7 protein-coding genes and 1 tRNA gene are annotated in these 17,882 nt (G+C 63.6%); 2 read left to right on the top strand and 6 right to left on the bottom strand.

Features of this window, described 5'->3' with window-relative positions; all coding sequences use genetic code 11:
- Nucleotides 1-273 precede the first annotated feature (273 nt).
- Complete coding sequence (locus tag U0042_RS24565; protein ID WP_011488753.1) at nt 274-1,380, top strand: IS5-like element ISBxe5 family transposase; 1,107 nt, start codon at nt 274-276, stop codon at nt 1,378-1,380.
- Nucleotides 1,381-1,508: 128 nt separating this feature from the next.
- Here the strand turns inward: U0042_RS24565 and U0042_RS24560 are convergent, their stop codons facing one another.
- The 6 genes from U0042_RS24560 to U0042_RS24535 all read right to left on the bottom strand — a co-directional run bounded on the left by U0042_RS24560 (nt 1,509) and on the right by U0042_RS24535 (nt 17,331).
- Nucleotides 1,509-2,126: a hypothetical protein gene (locus U0042_RS24560; RefSeq protein ID WP_157977935.1), complete on the bottom strand. Its 618-nt coding sequence runs from the start codon at nt 2,124-2,126 to the stop codon at nt 1,509-1,511.
- On the bottom strand, nt 2,123-2,404 hold the full coding sequence (locus U0042_RS24555) for a hypothetical protein (protein ID WP_157977934.1): 282 nt from the start codon (nt 2,402-2,404) through the stop codon (nt 2,123-2,125). Before U0042_RS24555 ends, U0042_RS24560 begins: the two co-directional genes overlap by 4 nt.
- Nucleotides 2,405-13,828 (bottom strand): hemagglutinin repeat-containing protein, encoded by an 11,424-nt coding sequence (locus U0042_RS24550; RefSeq protein WP_198665450.1) that lies wholly within the window; start codon nt 13,826-13,828, stop codon nt 2,405-2,407. It abuts the gene before it with no gap.
- Complete coding sequence (locus U0042_RS24545) at nt 13,825-15,633, bottom strand: ShlB/FhaC/HecB family hemolysin secretion/activation protein (RefSeq protein WP_114815332.1); 1,809 nt, start codon at nt 15,631-15,633, stop codon at nt 13,825-13,827. The genes U0042_RS24550 and U0042_RS24545 overlap by 4 nt, the downstream gene beginning before the upstream one ends.
- 657 nt (nt 15,634-16,290) lie before the next feature.
- Nucleotides 16,291-16,367: transfer RNA gene (locus U0042_RS24540), tRNA-Arg, on the bottom strand.
- A 133-nt stretch (nt 16,368-16,500) separates the two neighbouring features.
- Nucleotides 16,501-17,331: an undecaprenyl-diphosphate phosphatase gene (locus U0042_RS24535; protein ID WP_114815335.1), complete on the bottom strand. Its 831-nt coding sequence runs from the start codon at nt 17,329-17,331 to the stop codon at nt 16,501-16,503.
- Between the two features lie 19 nt (nt 17,332-17,350).
- On the opposite strand from U0042_RS24535, the gene U0042_RS24530 reads away from it, so the two are divergent.
- Entirely contained in the window at nt 17,351-17,644 is a 294-nt protein-coding gene (locus U0042_RS24530; protein ID WP_157977933.1) for a hypothetical protein, read from the top strand.
- The last annotated feature ends 238 nt before the right edge of the window (nt 17,645-17,882 follow it).

The raw sequence follows: 17,882 nt of genomic DNA, 5'->3' as shown, positions 1-17,882 counted from the left end.
CGACAAATTCGCGCGCGTCACCCTGCAAGGTCGTATTCGGCAAGTTGTCGATCTGAGAAAGCATTGCGCGATCCGCAGCCGATAGCGGCAATGTCATACCCTGGTTCGTCACTTGGCCGGTTGCAATGAAACCTCCCGGAGAGGCAACCACCTCGCCCGCGAGGGTCGCGTCAAGTGCCCCTAGCAGGCTGTTGAAATAGCTTCCGCCATGGTCATCGGACCGGGAGCGGTAAACGTTGAAACAAGGAAGCGGACAACACTGAGACCGAAGCGATGCGCGGAGCGGACGGCTACACCGAGACGATGTTTACGATGGCAAGGCTGGATGACTTCGTGCCGGCCAATCACCCGCTGCGCCCGATTCGCATTTGGCTGAACGACGCACTCAAGCGCATGGACCCGGTGTTCGCTCGGATGTACGAGAGCGACGCGAAGGGTGGCCGCCCGAGCATCGCCCCGGAGAAATTGATTCGCGCGTTGCTGTTGCAGGTGCTGTATTCGATTCGAAGCGAACGCATGCTGATGGAGCAAATCTCCTACAACATGCTGTTTCGCTGGTTCGTCGGCCTTTCGATGGACGATGCGGTGTGGGACCACTCGACCTTCAGCAAGAACCGTGACCGGCTGCTCGAGCACGACGTCATCGTTGAACTGTTCAACGAGACGGTTGAGTCGGCGCATGCGCGCGGTTATCTGTCGGGCGAGCATTTCAGCGTGGACGGCACGCTGATTCAGGCGTGGGCCGGGCACAAGAGCTTCGTGAGCAAGAACAAGTCGGATGACGATGCGCCGCCTGATGGCGGTGCGCGTGAGCGCGAGAACTGGCACGGTGAGAAGCGTAGCAACGAGACCCACGAATCGAGCACGGACAGCCAGGCGAAGCTGTTTCGCAAGAGCCGGCGCACTGGTGCGCTGCTTTGCTACATCGGGCACCTGCTGACGGATAACCGGCATGGTCTGGTGGTGAACGCGCAAGTGACGCAGGCCAGCGGTACGGCCGAACGCGACGCTGCGGCTCAAATGCTCGCGGACGCGGCGCAAGTTGCCAGCGCCCCCATTACTGTGGGGGCGGACAGGAATTACGACACGGCGGGCTTCGTGGCGAGTTGCCGCGCCAATCGTGTGACGCCGCACGTGGCGCAAAACGACGGCCGCGCGGGTGGCTCGGCGATTGACGCTCGGACGACACGCTGGGCTGGCTACGCCATCAGCCAGCGCAAGCGCAAATGCATCGAGCAGGTCTTCGGCTGGGGTAAGACAGTCGGCCGGATTCGTCAGGCGATGTATCGCGGCCGCGAGCGGGTCGAGCAGTTGTTCTTGCTGACACAGGCGGCCTACAACCTCACACGCATGCGTACGCTCGCGAACAGAACGGAGTAGAAGTGCAAATCGGCGAGGAGACGGCATTGGTTCCACCTGAATTAAGGGCGCTCGCTATCAAATCGACACGAACCAAACCGACGCGATGGTTTTTTAGAAAGACATCCCTTGCGTCAGTGAGATGTATTTCAACAGCCTGCTAGAGCGCGCCCGACAGTGCCAATCACTTTGTTGGTCACCGCGCCACCTAGCAGCATTTGCTCCAAGGTGTAATCGGGCTGAGCGGAACCGTTGCAGGTAGCAAGGTAACCAAGGCGGTTTTGATCGCGCAGGTCCATTCTCGGCACGACAGGCCCGGGAGCCTGCGTGCCCAGAATGTAGTTGGTGTACTGATCCGCGCACTGCGCCGGCGTCGCACTGAAATATGTCTCCACGCCTCCATCGGCCATGATCGGGCTGCCCCCGACCATAATCGGTTTGCCCATGTACGGCGCCAGCATATCTTGCGCGGTCTGCAAGTTCTTCAAATATGTGTCAACACCGCCGAGCGCACCCTCGCTATTCGGCATAGCCGCCGTCTGCAAAATGTTCTGAAGATACGCCATGTTCTTGGCATTGGCCACGTCGTCGACTTGGCCTTCGGCTACGCGCTCAAGCAAATCAGACCAAGCGGTGGTCGATGTCGAGATGCAGGCAGCATCGCCATTGCAGGTCTGCTCGGCCTTCTGCTGCGCCAACTTTTTGATTAGCGCACGCTCATCCGGATGCAATTGCCGGTTGTAAAGATTGGGGTTGATTCCTCTCACTCGTCCCAGTCTCGCGGCGGAGGCAAACGCTTTCTGGCAACCGACCCCATATGAACGAGCACTCCAACGAAAAAATTGCAGATACCAATGGCAACTGAAAATATTCCCAAGTCCATCCACCCCATTGCCCCAAAAATCAAGCCAACGCCAGCAAAAACAAATCCATAAGAGGCGATCCGGAGCGGTTTGAATCTCTCATCCCCGCAGTAACGCCTAACCAAAAAAAACGCAGCAAAAAACAACAGCGCGACCGGAAGTGACAATATTCTGAAAATCATTTAATTCCCCGATATACAAGCGGAGGCTTGCTTACATTGCGTGACGCCAGCAGCACCACCGATACCGACACCGAAGACCCCTTTTCCTCCTGAAACATTGCCCGACGGGTCTCTCGTAATCGTGGTATCACCGGCTATCCCATCTCCTCCAGAAATAAAGCCCCCCTTGCTGCCCGAAATTCCTGTGGTGGCTCCGCCCTGCGAAATGGTTACCGCCCCACCTGCTCCCGCATACATCCCAAGGCCGTAATTTCCGCAAGCCTGGCCGTATACGCAAAGGTTCGGATGATCTCCCAAGCTAATTGCTGCGCCCACTTCACCACCGCCACCTACGCTAAATAGATGACCGCTTGCATTTAAACCAAATTGCACCGTCACTGTGCCAAACCCTATTCCTCCCAAAGCCGCTCGCTCAGGCGTCATCGGTCCAGTCAATATTCCAGGATTCGCATACTCCTCTAATGTAGCCGAGAAGAGATTACTCGGCGCAAACTGCGTGAGATAGTTCGAAGCAGTTTGATTCGCTACAGGGCCACTACCCGCCAACTTATCGGTTCTCTGGTAGCCAGCTGCCAGCAGCATATTTTGTGCTTCTGCATCCGTGAGAGATTGCCCGGTTTGGTCCTGGTAATACTTTTCGAATGCCTTCACATTGTCCTTCGCCCACTGCCGTTCATCCGGATGCAACTGCCGATTGTAAAGATCCGCACTCAACGCCCCACCCGCACCACTCATCGCCCCCGCCGAACCGCCAAGCGCGCCGCCTGCCGCCGCGCCGGCAAGTCCCGCGATGGCGTTTGACAGCAGCTTTCCGCCCAGCGAGTCGTCGAACGTATGGCTTGTGGCGTTGCTGGCAATGTCGCCGGCGATCGTGCCGCCCATGGCGCCGGCCACGTTGCCTCCACCCAGCGCAGCCCCGAGGCCCGCCACGATGGCATGCGCGCCAACCCGAGCAGACCCGTCGTTGGCCCACAGTGCCATTTGCTGCTCGGCCGCCGTTTTGTCAGCCTGCGCCTGTGCCACTCCTGCCGTATCGTTGGCTGCCTCGGCGGCGGCCTGAGCCTTTATCGCGTTATCCCGTGCAGCTTTCGCTCGGTCGTACAACGCGCCGGCAATATCCCCCACCACCTGCATCCCGACCTGGCCCACGCCCTGCTGGACCGCGATATCGTTCTGCACCTTCTGCGCGTCGAATGTATTCTGCACGGCACCGTTGGCATTGGCCGTATCGCGGCTCAGGCCAGCCGTGCTGTCATGGCCCGTGCCCGCATCGCCGCGCACGGTAATCGTTCCCGCGCTCACCGCCGCGTACGTCGTGCCCGATGCATCACTGCCCGTGCCTGCTACGGAGAAGCCGCTCGGGCCAAGCCCCTGGGAGTTCTGCGGGCCCGGCAAGTGTGATGCGACCTGCGTCACCGGCGTTTTGACGGTGGCCCCGTCCTTCGCGCTCCAGCCCGTGCCGCCGCTTGCACTGAAGCCGATCGTGTCGCCCGAATAGCTCGCGTGGTTGTCCAGATTCGTGTAGCCGAAGCTCTGCGTCGAAAGGCTGTTCTTGTCGGCACTCGCAGTGCTCGCGATCACCCCACCGTCCAGCTGCGTATGGTTGCCGACGTTGACGTTGAAACCGCCGTTGCCCGCGTAGATGCCGCTTTGCTGGTTTACCGACTGGAAGTCCGACTTGATGTCCTGCTGGCTGACACTCACGCTGCCGCTCACTGTCTGGCCCCAGCAGAACGGCGGAATACAGATGCTCGCCTGGAATCCACCGCTCGACTGCTTGCTGTCGTAAGTGCTCTTGTCCTGCGGGCTCTGGATGTTCAGGTCACGGCCCACGCTCGCCGCCACGGTATCGCCGGCCACTTCGGCTCCGCGCAGATTCGTATCGCGACCGCTCGTGATCGACAAAGTGTTGCTGGCGCTGATCTGAGTGTCGCGGTTCGTCGCGCTCTGTCCGTTGGCCTCGCCGTGCGACGTGTTCGCCGCCAGTTCCAGCGTGAAACCGTTCTGCTGCCCGCCGAGACCTAGCCCCACGCCGATACTGCCGCCGCTGCTGCTGTTGTGACTGGACTGCTGGCTCGTATCCACGGCGCTCTGCAGGTTGACGTCGCGCGCTGCATCCAGCGTCACGTTCTGCCCGGAGATCTGCGTGCCGCGCGCGTTGATGTCGCCGTCTGTCGCGAAGCCTGCCGCGTCCTTCGTGCCGCTGCCCGTGGCAATCAGGTTCACATTACCGCCCGCATGCAACGTGCTGCCGTCGTTGGCCACCGAACTGCTCTGCGAGTCGCTATGGCTCGAACCTCCGCCAATACTCACGGTCGCCTTGATCAGCGGTTGGCCGGTGGCCTTTCCAGCGCCCACAGCGCTCGCGACGTTATAGGCGTTATAGGCGGCCAGCGCGGCCTGCGCGTCGCCCAGCGCGGCGAGCCGCGAATCGCTCGAACGGTGCGGACCCGTCGCCTGGTTGATCGCCGCCACCGCATTGCCGGCCGCGCCGCTCAACGCCAGACTTACCCCGAACTGGCTCGAGTCCTGGCTCATGCTGCTTTGCATGGCGTCGGTGCCAGGATCGAGGTTCAGGTTCCTTCCGATCAGCGTCAGGTCCTTGCCCGCGCCAAGATCAGAGCCGGCAACGGTTACGTCCTGCTTCGCGTCGAGCGTCACGTTGCCGTTGCCGCTCACGATCTGGCTGCGCATCGTGCTTTGCGTCTGCGACGCGTTGTCCTGCACCGTATGGCTATTCGCCACGCCCACACTGAAACCGGTGCCCGTGCCGTTACTGCCCAGACTGCCGAACTGATGACTGCTCGACTCTTGGTGGTTCGTGCTCGTATCGAGTCCGGCCAGCACGTTGATGGCCCCCTCGCTCGCGATCAGATCGACGCCCTGCGTGCCGCTGATCCCGGAGCCGACAACATTGATGTCGCCCGTATGGCTCTTCACCACCACGCTGTTACCCGTTACCGTGCTGGCTGCCTGTTGCGTGGAGGTGCCATTGTTGTCCGACGCGCTGCGGCCTGCGTTGTAGGGCGACGGACTCACGCCGCCGCTGTTCGGGCCGCCGCTTATCCAGCGCGACAGGTCGCCCGGACTGGGGCTTGCCAGCTGGAAGCTCGAACTCGAACTGCTGGACTGGCTGGTCTGCGCGTACTGGTTCGTCGACGCCTGCAGCGTCACGTTGCGGTTAGCATCGAGCGTGGTCGTACCACCGGCCGAAATCGTGGAGCCCGTGAGCGTGATATCCCCGCCGACCAGTGGCGCAGACGGGCCTCTGCGCATCATCGCGCCGTCCCCAAGGTCCGCCGCTGCGCCCGTTGCCACGAGAGTCACGTTTCCGCCACCGCGGATCGTGCTGCCCATGCTCGTCAAGCTGGAAGAGTCTGTCGTGCTCGAGCTGCTGCTGCGCCCGTACGACAGCGTCACCGACGGCGTATCCGCCGCGCTGGCGCCAATCTCGTTGCCGATGCCTTGGGCACGACTAAACGCGGTGCCCGATGAACCCGCGCTCGACAGGTTGCGCACGGTGTCGAGCGGCGTGCCGGTCACCGCGACTGAAATGCCGCTCGAGTGCGCTTCCTGGTGGTCATGCTCGTTCGCTGTGTCCTGACTCGGGTCGATCGTGATGTTCTGTGCCTGGATCGCGATGTTGCCGGTCGCGCCGGTCGTGTCTGCCGCTGCCTTGCCGGCAACGATGTCGCTGCCGCCGATATGAACGTCCTTGCCGGCGGAAATGGCGACGTTGCCTTCTACGCTGCCCACTGTGCTGCGCGACTGGCTTTGCGTGACGGAATTCGCGCTGTACTGATCCTTCTGCTCGCTCGACCCGTAGCTGATGCCGATGCCGCCTGTGCCGGAGAAGCCGGAGTGCTTCACATCGTGGAACTCGGAATCCTGATAGGTATCCGTCGCGGCGACGATGTTGACGTTGCCCTTCGCCGCAAGTCCAACGTCATGCGTGCCGACGATGCTGCTGCCGGTCACGTTGATGTCCTTGCCGCTGACGATGGAGACGCCGTCTGCCGAAATCGTGCTGCCATCGGCGGAGGTCGAGGTCTGGTCCACCTGGTTCACTGCACTCGTGTGACTCGCCACACCGCTGTGGCTGTGCGTTTCGTGCGAATCGGAGACATGTGTTTCCGTGGCCGTGCCGACATTGACGCTGCCCACGGCGATCAGCGTGGCGTTGCCCTTGTCGAGCGACACGGTGCTCGCCGTCACGTTGATGTCCTTGCCCGACACAATTGCAAGGCTCTGTCCGCTCGTGAGCGTCGTCGCCGTCACCGCATCATCCGACGTATGCAGCGTCTCCGCGTAGCTGCCGTGATGGTCGCTGCCGGAACTGTTGCTGTTCACGGTCGAGGTCGCGGTCGCTGCCTGCAGCGTCACGTTGCCCGCGGCCGCGATCGTGCCGCCGCCGTCCAGCTTGATGTTCGCGCCTGTCGCAGTGAGGTCGCCGCCCACCGCGATCGCCGACAGGCCGCCCACCTTGACGGCGCTGCCGACCGACTGGTTCATGTCCGTGTCGGACACGCCATTGGCGCGCTCCACAACCTTGTGCTCGCCCGTCTGTACGGAGCCGAGATTCCAGTTGCCGCCGATGTTCATGCCCAGCGCGCCGCCCACATTGAGGCTGCCCGCGTTCTGCTCGAAGTTGCCGCCCGTGATGATGGTCGCGTTGCCCGCCACGTTGATGCTCGCCAGCGGCCCGAGCGTCGCCGTGACGCGGGTTGCGCCCGTGCTGCTGACCTGGTCGAGCGTATTCACCTTCGTATCCAGCACGAGGTTGCCGCCCGCCTGCAGCGCCAGGCTGCCTGCGTTCACGGTCGCCGACGTGAGGTTCACGTCGCCTGCCGTCACGAGCGACATGTTGCCGCCGCTCTGCAGCGTACCGAACGAGCTGTCGATGCTCTGTGCGCTGATGGCGAAGCTGTTTGCCGCCTTGATCGTGCCGCTGTTGGTGACCGTTGTCGCATTCTGCAGATCGATGTCCGTCGCGGCGATCACCGGGCCGTTGCCCATGTTCTCCTGGCTCGCCTTCGCCAGATAGACGACGGGCACGAGCACCTCATGCCCATCGACGATCTGGTTCTGCATGATGACGACGTTGCTCGTGAGCTGCGACACCTGGTCGGGCGACAGGCCCGTGCCGGGCGCGAGATTGAGCGACTTCGCAAGCTCTGCGCCCGAGGTCATGAGCGACTTGAACTCGTCCTGCGTATTGGCGTAGTTCGTCAGTACCGACTTGCCCGTCATGGACATGATCTGGTCCTGCACGAGCTTCTGTTCGTAGAACCCATCGCCCAGGCGCAACTGGATCTGGCCGGGATTCATGCCCATCTGCTGGAAGTAGTAGTCGCTCGAGAGCCACTGTTGCTGACTCGTAAAGGCCGGGTTGGTCTCCACGAGGTACGGCGCGTTCGGCGCGGCATCGACGCTGAAGAGGCCGCCCTTCGGCAACGTGATGTTGTTCAGTACCGTTACCGCGGTCGCGCCCGCGATGATGGGATTGTTGAAGTTGGCGAGGCCGCTGTTGGAGATGTGGCCACCCTGTACCGCGCCGGTAACGGCCCGCGCGCCGCCGCCCGTGCTGACCGTTCCATTCACCGAACCGGCACCGACCCTGCCGCCTGTCGAACCGGCGGCAATCGTCCCGCTGACCGACCCCGCACCCGCGCCGGAAACGCTTTGCCCAGGTAGCAGCCCGAGCGGCGTCACGGACGCATTGCCCGCAGTGTTGTTGATGGTCACGCCGGTACCGCTCAACGTGCCGCCCGCGGTGAAGGAGGACTCGTAGGCGGGCAACGCATACGTGCGAACGTCGGCGGGCGCCGCCTGGGTATAGCCGCCGGGGCGGGAGCCGACGAACGGCGCGTCGCCGAACGGCAACTGCCAGTTGTGTTCGCTGTTGTCGTAGTTGTCGTAGTGATATTCGCCGGAATAGGTGACCTGCACCTGCGGTGCAGTCTGTCCCTGCCAGCTGTTCTGGTCGAGCGTAGCCGGCATCGCAATATTGCCCGCCGCCGCCACCTGGCTCCAGTAGTTCTGGAACGTGCCGACCGAAGAGGCGTTCAGGTTACCGCCCGCGATGATCTGCGAGCCCGGACTCACCGACGTGACGGTGTTGGCGACTGCTACACCCGTATAGGTCGTGTACTGGTACGTGCTGTTCCACTGCCCGCCGTGCGGCGGATCGGTGGGCACGCCTCCGATCATCGTCGGACTGCCTTTCGAGCCCATGACCTGCGGATTACCAGGGCCGCAGGCAGCCATGTCGGTGGCCGTACACCCTGACAGACTGATCCCAAGGCTTTGCAGCAAAGCCGGGTCGACCGAGGACGTGAACCCGGACGTGCTCATCGCACGCCGCGTGTTCGTCACCTGGCTCGCAGCGATCTGCATGTCGCCGCCCGACTGGATCAGGCCCGACTGGTTGTGAACGAGCCCCGCGTTGAAGTAGTTGCCGTTCCCGTCCTTGCCGCCGGCCAGGACAACCCGGCCGAGGCCGTAGATCGCGGTCATCGCCGGGGCATCTGTCGCGGTGGTGTCGTCCCGGTTCTCGATATCGGCGGAGAGCAGTTCGAGGAGGCCGGCGCTGTCGGTCGCGCCGATCAGTGCGCTCGTGCCGAGGTTCTGCAGCGCTTGCGTGGCATTCAGCGAGACGCTGCCGCCAACGATCGTGCCCGTGTTGGTGAGCGTATTCGAATGCGTTGCGAGCAGCCCGCCAGCCGCCATGGTCCCAGTGTTCTGGATGTCGGCTGCATTGACGACGAGGCCGTTGACCGCGACGAGCGAGCCGCCGTTGCTGAACGTGCCCGGCAGCGTGAAGGTCAGGTTATGTCCCGCACTGAAGCCATAGCCCGGGGCCGTGGTGAAGTTGCCCTGCAGGTTCAGCGTGAGGTCGTTGACTGCGCTGTATGCGCCGCCGCCCACGAGTGAGCTGGCCGCTACCGAGAGATTGCGGGACGCCCCGATCTGCCCGCTGGCGTTGTTCAGATTGCCGCCCGTCGTAATGCCGACGTCGCCGGTGCTGCTTGCGACGTTGCCGATCCTGCCGCCGCTATTGTCGAGGTTGCCTGCGTTGATCTGCAGATTCGCGCCGCTCAACTGGCCGCCCTGCGTGTTCGAAATCGACGCTGCTGTCAGCGTGACATTGCCGCTGCCGCTGATCGCCCCCATGCCCGCCGCGCCACCGGCGTTGCTGTTCGCGATCTGGCTGCCGCCGTTGACGGTCGTCGCGCCCGTGCCGACGTTGGTAATCGCGCCGCCCGCGTTGTTGATCGAACTCGCGGTGAGGCTGAGCGTGCTGCCTGCGGCTGCGCCGCCCGCGCCGATCACCCCGCCGGCGTTGACAAGCGCGCCGCCGCTCGATGCGGTCAATCCTGTACCTGACGACAACCGGCCGCCCGTGTTGTTCAACACGGTCTGGACGACCGCAGACATCAAGCCCTGCGAGGCGAGCGTACCGCCCGTGTTGTCGAGGCTGCGCACCGATATCGTGGCCTGCCCGTTGGTCGCGATATGCCCGCCGACGTTCGATACCGATCCCGCGCCGCTGCCCGGAGCGATGGTCAACGTTCCGGTGCCGGCGTGCGTGATCGTGCCGCCGTTGTTATTGAGCGCCGCAGGAACAAGCGTGAGGTCCGTGCTGTTGGTCTGGATGACGCCGCCGTTCGAGTTATCGATCGTGCCGCTGACATCCAGTCCCATAGCGCTGGCTCCCAGCTGCGTGAGTGACCCGTGCCCGTTCGTCAGATTCGTCGCGGTAATGCCGAGCTGGTTCGCAACGATCCTGCCGCTGCTGTTGTCGAGCTGGGGCACCGTCAGCGATACGGTATTGGCGCTTACCGTGCCGCCCGCGTTACGCAGCGACGCAGCATGGGCCGTCACGCTCTGGGCGCTCATCGTGCCGCCGCTGTTGTCGAGCGCCCCTGCCACCGTGGCGTCGAGGTTCTGACCTGCCGTGATCGTGCCGCCGTTCGTCAATGACGCAGCCTGCACCGAGCTGTTGCCCGTCGCGCTCATCGTGCCGCCGCTGTCGGTGAGCGCGCCGCCGCTCGACACGTCGAGGTCCGCGTTCGATGCGAGGTGACCGCGCGTGTTGTCGACTGCGCCCGTCACCGTCGCGACAAGCCCCGAGTGACCTCCTATCGCGCCGCCGGTGTTGTTCACGCTGCCCGCGGAAAGCGCCGTACGGCCGTTGCTGACGATCGTGCCGCCTACGTTCGTCACGGCGCCTGCGCCGTTCGCTGCGTCGATGGTCAACGTTCCCGACCCGGCGTGCGTGATCGTGCCGCCGTCGTTGTCGAGCGTGGCCGGCGCGAGCGTGAGGTCCGCACTGTTGCTCTGGATCACGCCGCCGTTCGAGTTGTCCAGCGTGCCGCTCACGCTCATGCCCATCACGCCCGATCCCAGCTGGGTCAGCGAACCCTGAGCATTGGTCAGGTTCGTCGCTGCCAGATCCAGCTGGTTGGCGGTGATCCGGCCACCGCTGTTGTCGAGTTGCGGCACGACGAAAGAAAGCGTATTGCCGCTCACCACACCGCTGGCGTTCCTGAACGAGGCGGCGCGGGCGGTGACGGTCTGTGCGCTCATCGTGCCGCCGCTGTTGTCCAGCGTATTCGTTGCCGTAGTACTGAGTGTCCGGCCCGCGGTGATGCTGCCGCTGTTCGTGACCGACGCAGCCTGTACCGAACCGTCGCCCGTCGCCGCGATCGTGCCGCTGGCGTTGGTCAGCGCGCCGCCGCTGACCAGGTTCATGTCGGTGTTCGACACGATCTGCCCGTGCGTGTTGTCGAGCGCACCGGCGACGGCCGCGGCAAGTCCGGTCTGGGCGCTGATCGTCCCGCGTGTGTTGTCGATGCTGCCTGCGGAGAGCGCAGCCCGTCCGTTGGTGGTCACCGTGCCGCCGACGTTCGTGACACCGCCCGCACCGCTGGCCGCATCGACGGTCAACGTGCCGGTACCGGCATGCGTGATCGTGCCGCCGTTGTTGTCGAGCGTGGCAGGCGCCAGCGTGAGGTCCGTGCTGTTGGTCTGGATCACGCCGCCGTTCGAATTGTCCAGCGCGCCGCTCACGTCGAAATCCATCGCGCCGGTGCCGAGCTGGGTAAGCACACCATGTGCGTTCGCGAAGTGGGTCGCGCTGAGATTCAGCTGGTTCGCCGTGATCTGGCCGCTGCTGTTGTCGAACTGCGGCGCGCTCAGGGACACCGTGTTGCCACTGATCGCCCAGCCTGCGTTCTTCAGCGACGCGGCATTCGCAGACAGCGTCGCCCCGTTCAACGTGCCGCTGCTGTTGTCGAGCGTGCCCGAGGTCGTTACGCCGAGTGTTTGCGCAGCGGTAACCGTGCCGCTGTTCGTCAGCGATGCTGCGCGAATGGTCGCGTTGCCATTGCCGCCGATCACGCCGCCCGTCACACCTTGCGCGGTGGTGCCCGAGGCGTTCGTGATCTGGCCGCTCGCCGTCAGCGTCAGGCCATCGCCGTTTTGCGACACGATGCGCCCGCCGGCGTTTTGCACGTTGGCCGCTGATACGTCGACGGCCCCGCTTGCTTCGAGGCGGCCCGCCGTATTGTCGATGTCGCCGTTCGATGCGACGTTGAGCGACTGTGCAGAGGTGATCGAACCCGCGCCATTGGCAAGGCTCGCCGCGGTAACCGAGGCCCGCCCGTTCGTAGCAATGCTGCCGCGGCTGTTGTCGAGCGCCCCCGTCTGAACGTTCAGTGTCCCGTTGCCCGCCTGACTGATCTGTCCATTCGCGTTCGTGAAGCTGCCTGAGCGCAGCGTCGCATTCTGCGCGTTGGTGGTGATCGTGCCGCCCGTGTTGTCGAGCGTGCCGGTAGCAACCAGCGTCGTGTCGGCTGCACCGGTCTGCGAAAGCGTGCCGCCGCGGTTCGAAATGGCGCCTGCGGTCACGCCCAGCTGCGCTGCGCCCGTTTGCCCCTGATCGTTCGAGAACGTGCCGGCGGCGTTCACCGTCAGACTACCGCTGGCCTGCAGCGAACCGCCCGTATGAACGATGTTGCCGGTATCGCCACCCGCTCCTGTCGCGATCAGCGACGCATTGCCTCGCGTCAACGTTTGCGCACCCCCCATGTTCAGACTGCTGCCCGACAGCGTGAGATTGCCGCCCGACATCTGCTGGCCAGTAGCGGCAACGACGCCCGTGCCCGTCACGGTGAGACTGCCACTGCCCGTCACGTTGCCATTCGCGTCGACACCCGCGCCGAGCGCGCCGCCCGAATTCACGCCCGCCGCCGTCACCGTGGTGTTACCGAGTGCGGCCACCGTGCCGCTGTTGGTCACCTGGCCCTGGCTGTTCAGCGTCGTGTTCTGGGTGGCGTAGACCGAGCCACTGTTCGACACGTCGCCGGCTGCGGAAATCGCCACGTTGCCGCTGGCGCTCGTCGTGCCCGAGAGGGTCACCTTGCCCTGGCTGTTGAGCTGGACATCGCCTGACTGCGACGCGATCGTGCCGGCGCTGTTGACGCCGACGCCCGCCTCGGTCCCCACGAGCCGGATCTTGCCCGCGTACATGCCGCCCAGTTGCGCGACGTCGATCGCCACACCGGGGCTGTTGCCGTCCGGACCGAGCCATTGAGCGCTGAGGTCGTCGTGACGAACGTCGTTGTTGCCCGCCACGACGTTGAGCGATTGCCCCGCCCACACCTTGCCGTTGATTGCCACGCTGCGCGCAATCAGGTCGACCTGGTCGACATTGCTGCCGTTGAGGCCGGCGGCGCCCACCTGGATCTGACCACCCGTCACGTGAAACGCGTCCAGACTGCCGGTGCCGCCGAAGACCGGCGTGCCGGTCGTCAGAATGCCGCGGCTCGTGTTGATGAAGCCACAGCCATTGCAGTAGATGCCCGCAGGATTCGCGATGACGACTTCCGCCCGCTGCCCGGCCACCTCGGTGTAGCCAAGCAACTGGCTCGCGTTGCCGCCCACGACCTGGTTGACGATCACGCGCGCACTGCCCGATGCGAGATTCGGGTTGCCCGCCACATACCCGGCCTGCTGGGTGAGCACGTTGTTTGCCGAGTTGTTGAGAATGAGGCCCGACGAACCGACGTTGTACTGCGTGTAGGTGTTGTTCGATACGCCGGCCCCGTTCGGCGTCGCGATCTGGACGATCGGCAAGCCGTTCGCGGTCACGCCGACTGCCGTCTTCGTGCCCGCCGCGCCTGGCGCGGCCACGACCTGGGCATCCACCCAGACCGGCTGCATGCCGAGCACGCACAATGCGGCGAATGCCATGTGCCGCATCGACAGCATGTCGATGAAGTCGCAACGCGCAGCAGCGAGGGTGGCCCTACGCGTTGTCCCGGCCGAGCGCCCCTTGCCGAAGCCCGTCGCGGTCTCCTGCACGACAGTCCACAGGCCGCGGGCGGCATTGAAGATCACGCGATAGATGTTCGTGTTCATAGCATGAAGCTCACGCTGAAGCCCGCAACGGGCCAGTGGTTCGGGAAACGTTCGGGCTGGTACAACGGACCGCCGATGAAGACGTCGTAACTGACGTGTTTGAACGCGCTGCCGCGCAGGCCGATCACAGCGCCAACGAGTCGGCGACCCAGCAGGTTGTTGGCCTCGGGACCAAAGACCTCGCCGCCGTCGAGCCCGACGTACACGGCCTGGCCCAGGCGCGAAATGGGGACTTCCAGCTCGTTGCGCATGAACACGCCTTTCTCGGCGGCGAGCATGGTGTCGCCATCGAAGCCGCGCACCGTATAGCGGCTGCCGATCGAGAAATACTCGGTGGGATAGAGCACGTTCGGCGTGTTCTGGGCCCGCACGGTCGCGGTGTAGCGCAGCGGAAAACCAGCGATGGCGAATGGCACGCTCAAGGTCGCGTCGAGCGTTTCCATGTGGTAGTAGTACGTCGGTGCGCCGACGCCGGGCAGATCGGCCTGTGCGCCGAACCACGGCACGCCCCAGCGATACGCCAGCGTGCTGTCGAGCTGCGCCGCGCCGAAGTAGTGCTTGTGCTCCCAGCCGACTTCCGCGTAGCTGTTGTCGCGATGCTGGACGTCGATCTCCGTGCCGTCGATGAACGCTTCGCTGAAGCGTTTGCCGACGCGGAACTCCACCATGTTCTTCTGCACCTGGTTGCGGTAGAACTGGTACTCCGCCTTCACGTCGAAGTTGCTTGATTTGCCGCTCGAGACGAGCGTTGTGAACGCGCCGGCGATCTGCTGGTGGTAGTCGTACTGGCTGCCCGTCGCCGTGAACGTCCAGTTGCCCCAGGGAATCGAGTAATACGCGCTGCTGCCGTGGGTGCCGTACTGGCTCGTGTGGCCGTTGATGTCGTGGCTGTAGCCGATGTTGAGCAGATCGGACAGGCCCAGCGGATTGTCGAGCGTGAGGCTCACGCTGCCCTGTAACTGGCCCGTGGACCTGAGTCCGCTGTCGTCGGCACTCACGGAGAGCGACCACGGCTTGGTGCGCTTCACGGTAATCACGACGTCGCTTTCGCCGGCCGCCGGTCCCGGCACGATCTGCATGTCGACGTCCTGGTTCGGCACGCGCTTCATCTGCTCGAGGCCCTGCTCGAGATTGCGCAGGTTCAACAGGTCGCCTGCCTTCGTCGGGAATGCGTTGCGCCAGGTGCCGTACGTCGACGGATCGGCAAAACGGATCGCGCTGATCACGCCGGGAATCAGCTGGAGCTTCAGTTTGCCGGTCGAGATGTCCTGCGCGCCGATGACGACACGCGTTGTCGAGTAGCCCTTCTCGATGATGCGGGCCATCACCCGATGCACGATGAGGTTCAGCCCCTCTCGCCCCACGCATTGACCGCGATAGCGCTGGAGGTAACCGCTCGCGAACGTCAGCTCGCCGGGAAAGAGCGGATTGGGCGACAGCGCGCGAGCACCAGCCGCCTCCACGATATCGCTCAGGCCGGGTGGCACTTCCAGCGTCAACTCTTCGACCTTGAAGCACGGCGTTTCGGCAGGCACCTTGCCGTCGTCTTCCGGTGCGCGTTCGACGGGCTGAAGCGCAACGTTGGGCGCGTGTAGCGCGCGCTCACGCTCGGTCGCCTGCTCCTGCGCCCGCCGATGCTGTTCCTGCTCGCCGAGCGGATCGTTGGATTGCGCGTGCGCGAGATGGACAGGCAAGGCGACAAGCAGGGTCGCACATACCACTGCGAACGGCTTGACGCTGCGCCAACGCGCGCACCTGCCCTCTGCGAACCCTTGGGAGGTCCGGCCGAATTTGCTCTTGCTCATCGGCGGTACTCAGGAAGCGTGGGTCGCTACGTCCTGCCGATTCCCTGGCAAGCGACGAGTCTTGACTGCCTCCGGCGCGCAGTAACGCGTGACCTGTTCCCGATCCTGCCGAGCTTCAATGGCATGCGGTCTCGTGCGCGAGCTGTGAGCGGCGGATGTGCACGCATGCTTCGAAGAGGGTGGCGCGTGCAGCGCACGTGCGCGCACATTCGCACCATGCACGACGTCCATAAAGGCACGCTGCACTGCCCGGTCTTTCGTGATGATTTCCCCGACATTCGCGCTGCAGCCCTGTACTTCCCCGATGGCCACAGGCGTACCCCGCAGCTTGCCTGACGCAAGCCGATGGACCCCGTAGTTCATTTTTTATCGTCAGACTGTTTTTGTAACGGGATGTAATTTACCGAAACACACAAAGATCTGACATAAAAGATTGCAGCGAATGCGTAAACGCAACACTCTATGCGCCTTGAATCGCCTGGCAAAACTGGTTTACGTGGGCAGCGAAAAAAGACGCACGCGCATCGGCTCTATCGCCAGTGAGCCGCGAGCGCCAAAAGGGAGACATGTTGAGAAACGGTCTACGCCTTCCCTATGGAGTCCGAAGAAATGTATTGCAGACACATGGGAAGCGAGGCGACAGCAATTCTGCGAGATTGGCACGGCAGGAGGGGCTCGAACCCCCGACCCTCGGCTTAGAAGGCCGATGCTCTATCCAGCTGAGCTACTGCCGCGTATCGACGGGAAGCGGCGTCGGGAAACGACGCCCGCAGTGAAGATGGTCGTGGCCCCCAAGGACGGGAGCAAGCGTGGAATTATACCTTGAATGCCGCGGCCAGAGCCGCGCTGACCTGCATCCGGGCGAGGTTACACCGGTTGCGGATGGAGCATGAACCAGGCAAGAAACGCCGCGCCGGCAATCGCGCAATAGATGCCGAACGACGCAAGACGGCCGCGGCCTTCGAAGTAGCGCATCAAAAAGCGGATGCTGAGCCACGCCGCAATGCCGGTCAGTACGCCGCCCACGAGCGCGTCTCCCAACTGGCCCGGCGCGTGAAAGAGCTTCGGCAGTTCCAGCAGCCCGGCCGCGAAGATGATCGGCGTGCCGAGCAGGAACGAAAACTCGGCGGCCTTTTCCGCGGTGAGGCCCGCCGCGTTGCCGGCGATCATCGTCAGGCCGCTGCGCGAGAAACCGGGAACCAGCGCGCCGATTTGCGCAAGGCCCACCAGGAACGCCTGCCGGAAAGTCAGCTTTTCCGGCAGACGATGTGCGCGCGAGCGCTGCAGCCTGTCGCCGACCCAGAGCAGCAGTCCATTGATGATCAGCGCGATCGCCACGATCCGCAGGTCGTGAAAGATGCGTTCGAGCCGCTTTTCGAGCACGAGACCGACGATCCCGGCCGGAATGGTCCCGATGATGAGCGCCCACATCATGTGACCGTCGTCGTTGTGTCGTCCTGCGAGCGAACTGAAAAAGCCGCGGACCAGCGCGATCCACCGCTTGTGAAAATACAGCAGCAGTGCGAGTGCGGTGCCCAGATGCAGCGCCACGAGGAAGGGCAGCAGTTGCGGCGCATGCTTGTCGATGTGCATGCCGAACAGCGCGGGCACGAGGAGGGTGTGTCCGAGACTGCTGACAGGGAAAAGTTCAGTGACGCCCTGCAACACGCTCAAAAAAATCAGGAACGAAAAGCTCACGCGCGGATCCTCGCATTGGGTGAACATCGCGCCGGCATGCCGCCCCGGCGCCCGAAGCGCACCGATTATGCCGGTGCCGTATGGATGCGCCAAGCATTCAGCGATTTTTGACGATTTATTTATTGCACTGCGTCAGAGCGACGAGGTCGGAGGAAATGACGGGACCATGACAAGCAAAAGGCCCGCCATGATGCGGGCCCTGCTGAAAAGATATCGTCAGGAAGACGAAAGGCAAGCGCGCGGCAACGCGTCGACGTCAGCGCGCGACCTTGTAGAAAAAGTAGACAGTGCTCGCGGTGAACATGCCGAATAAAGCCACGCCCATTGCCATTGCGAGATCCATAGCGCCTCCGGTCCGGTGTCGGGCCCGGGGTCGCGTCTTACCGGGCGGTATGAGGATTATCGGCAAGCCTCTGCATGCGCGACACTCGCAATTTCCCGGGAAGGGTTTCCCCGTAGCCTGAAGGCGTGCACAATCGCCGTTGGCCTGCGGGCCGCGCGCCTTGCATGGCGCGGGTTCCATTCCTTTCCCACGTATTCGACGTATCCGA

This window comes from Paraburkholderia kururiensis, assembly GCF_034424375.1.
Taxonomy (GTDB): domain Bacteria; phylum Pseudomonadota; class Gammaproteobacteria; order Burkholderiales; family Burkholderiaceae; genus Paraburkholderia; species Paraburkholderia kururiensis_A.
The sequence above is the reverse complement of the archived record's forward strand: the minus strand, read 5'-3'. Positions and strand labels throughout refer to the sequence as shown.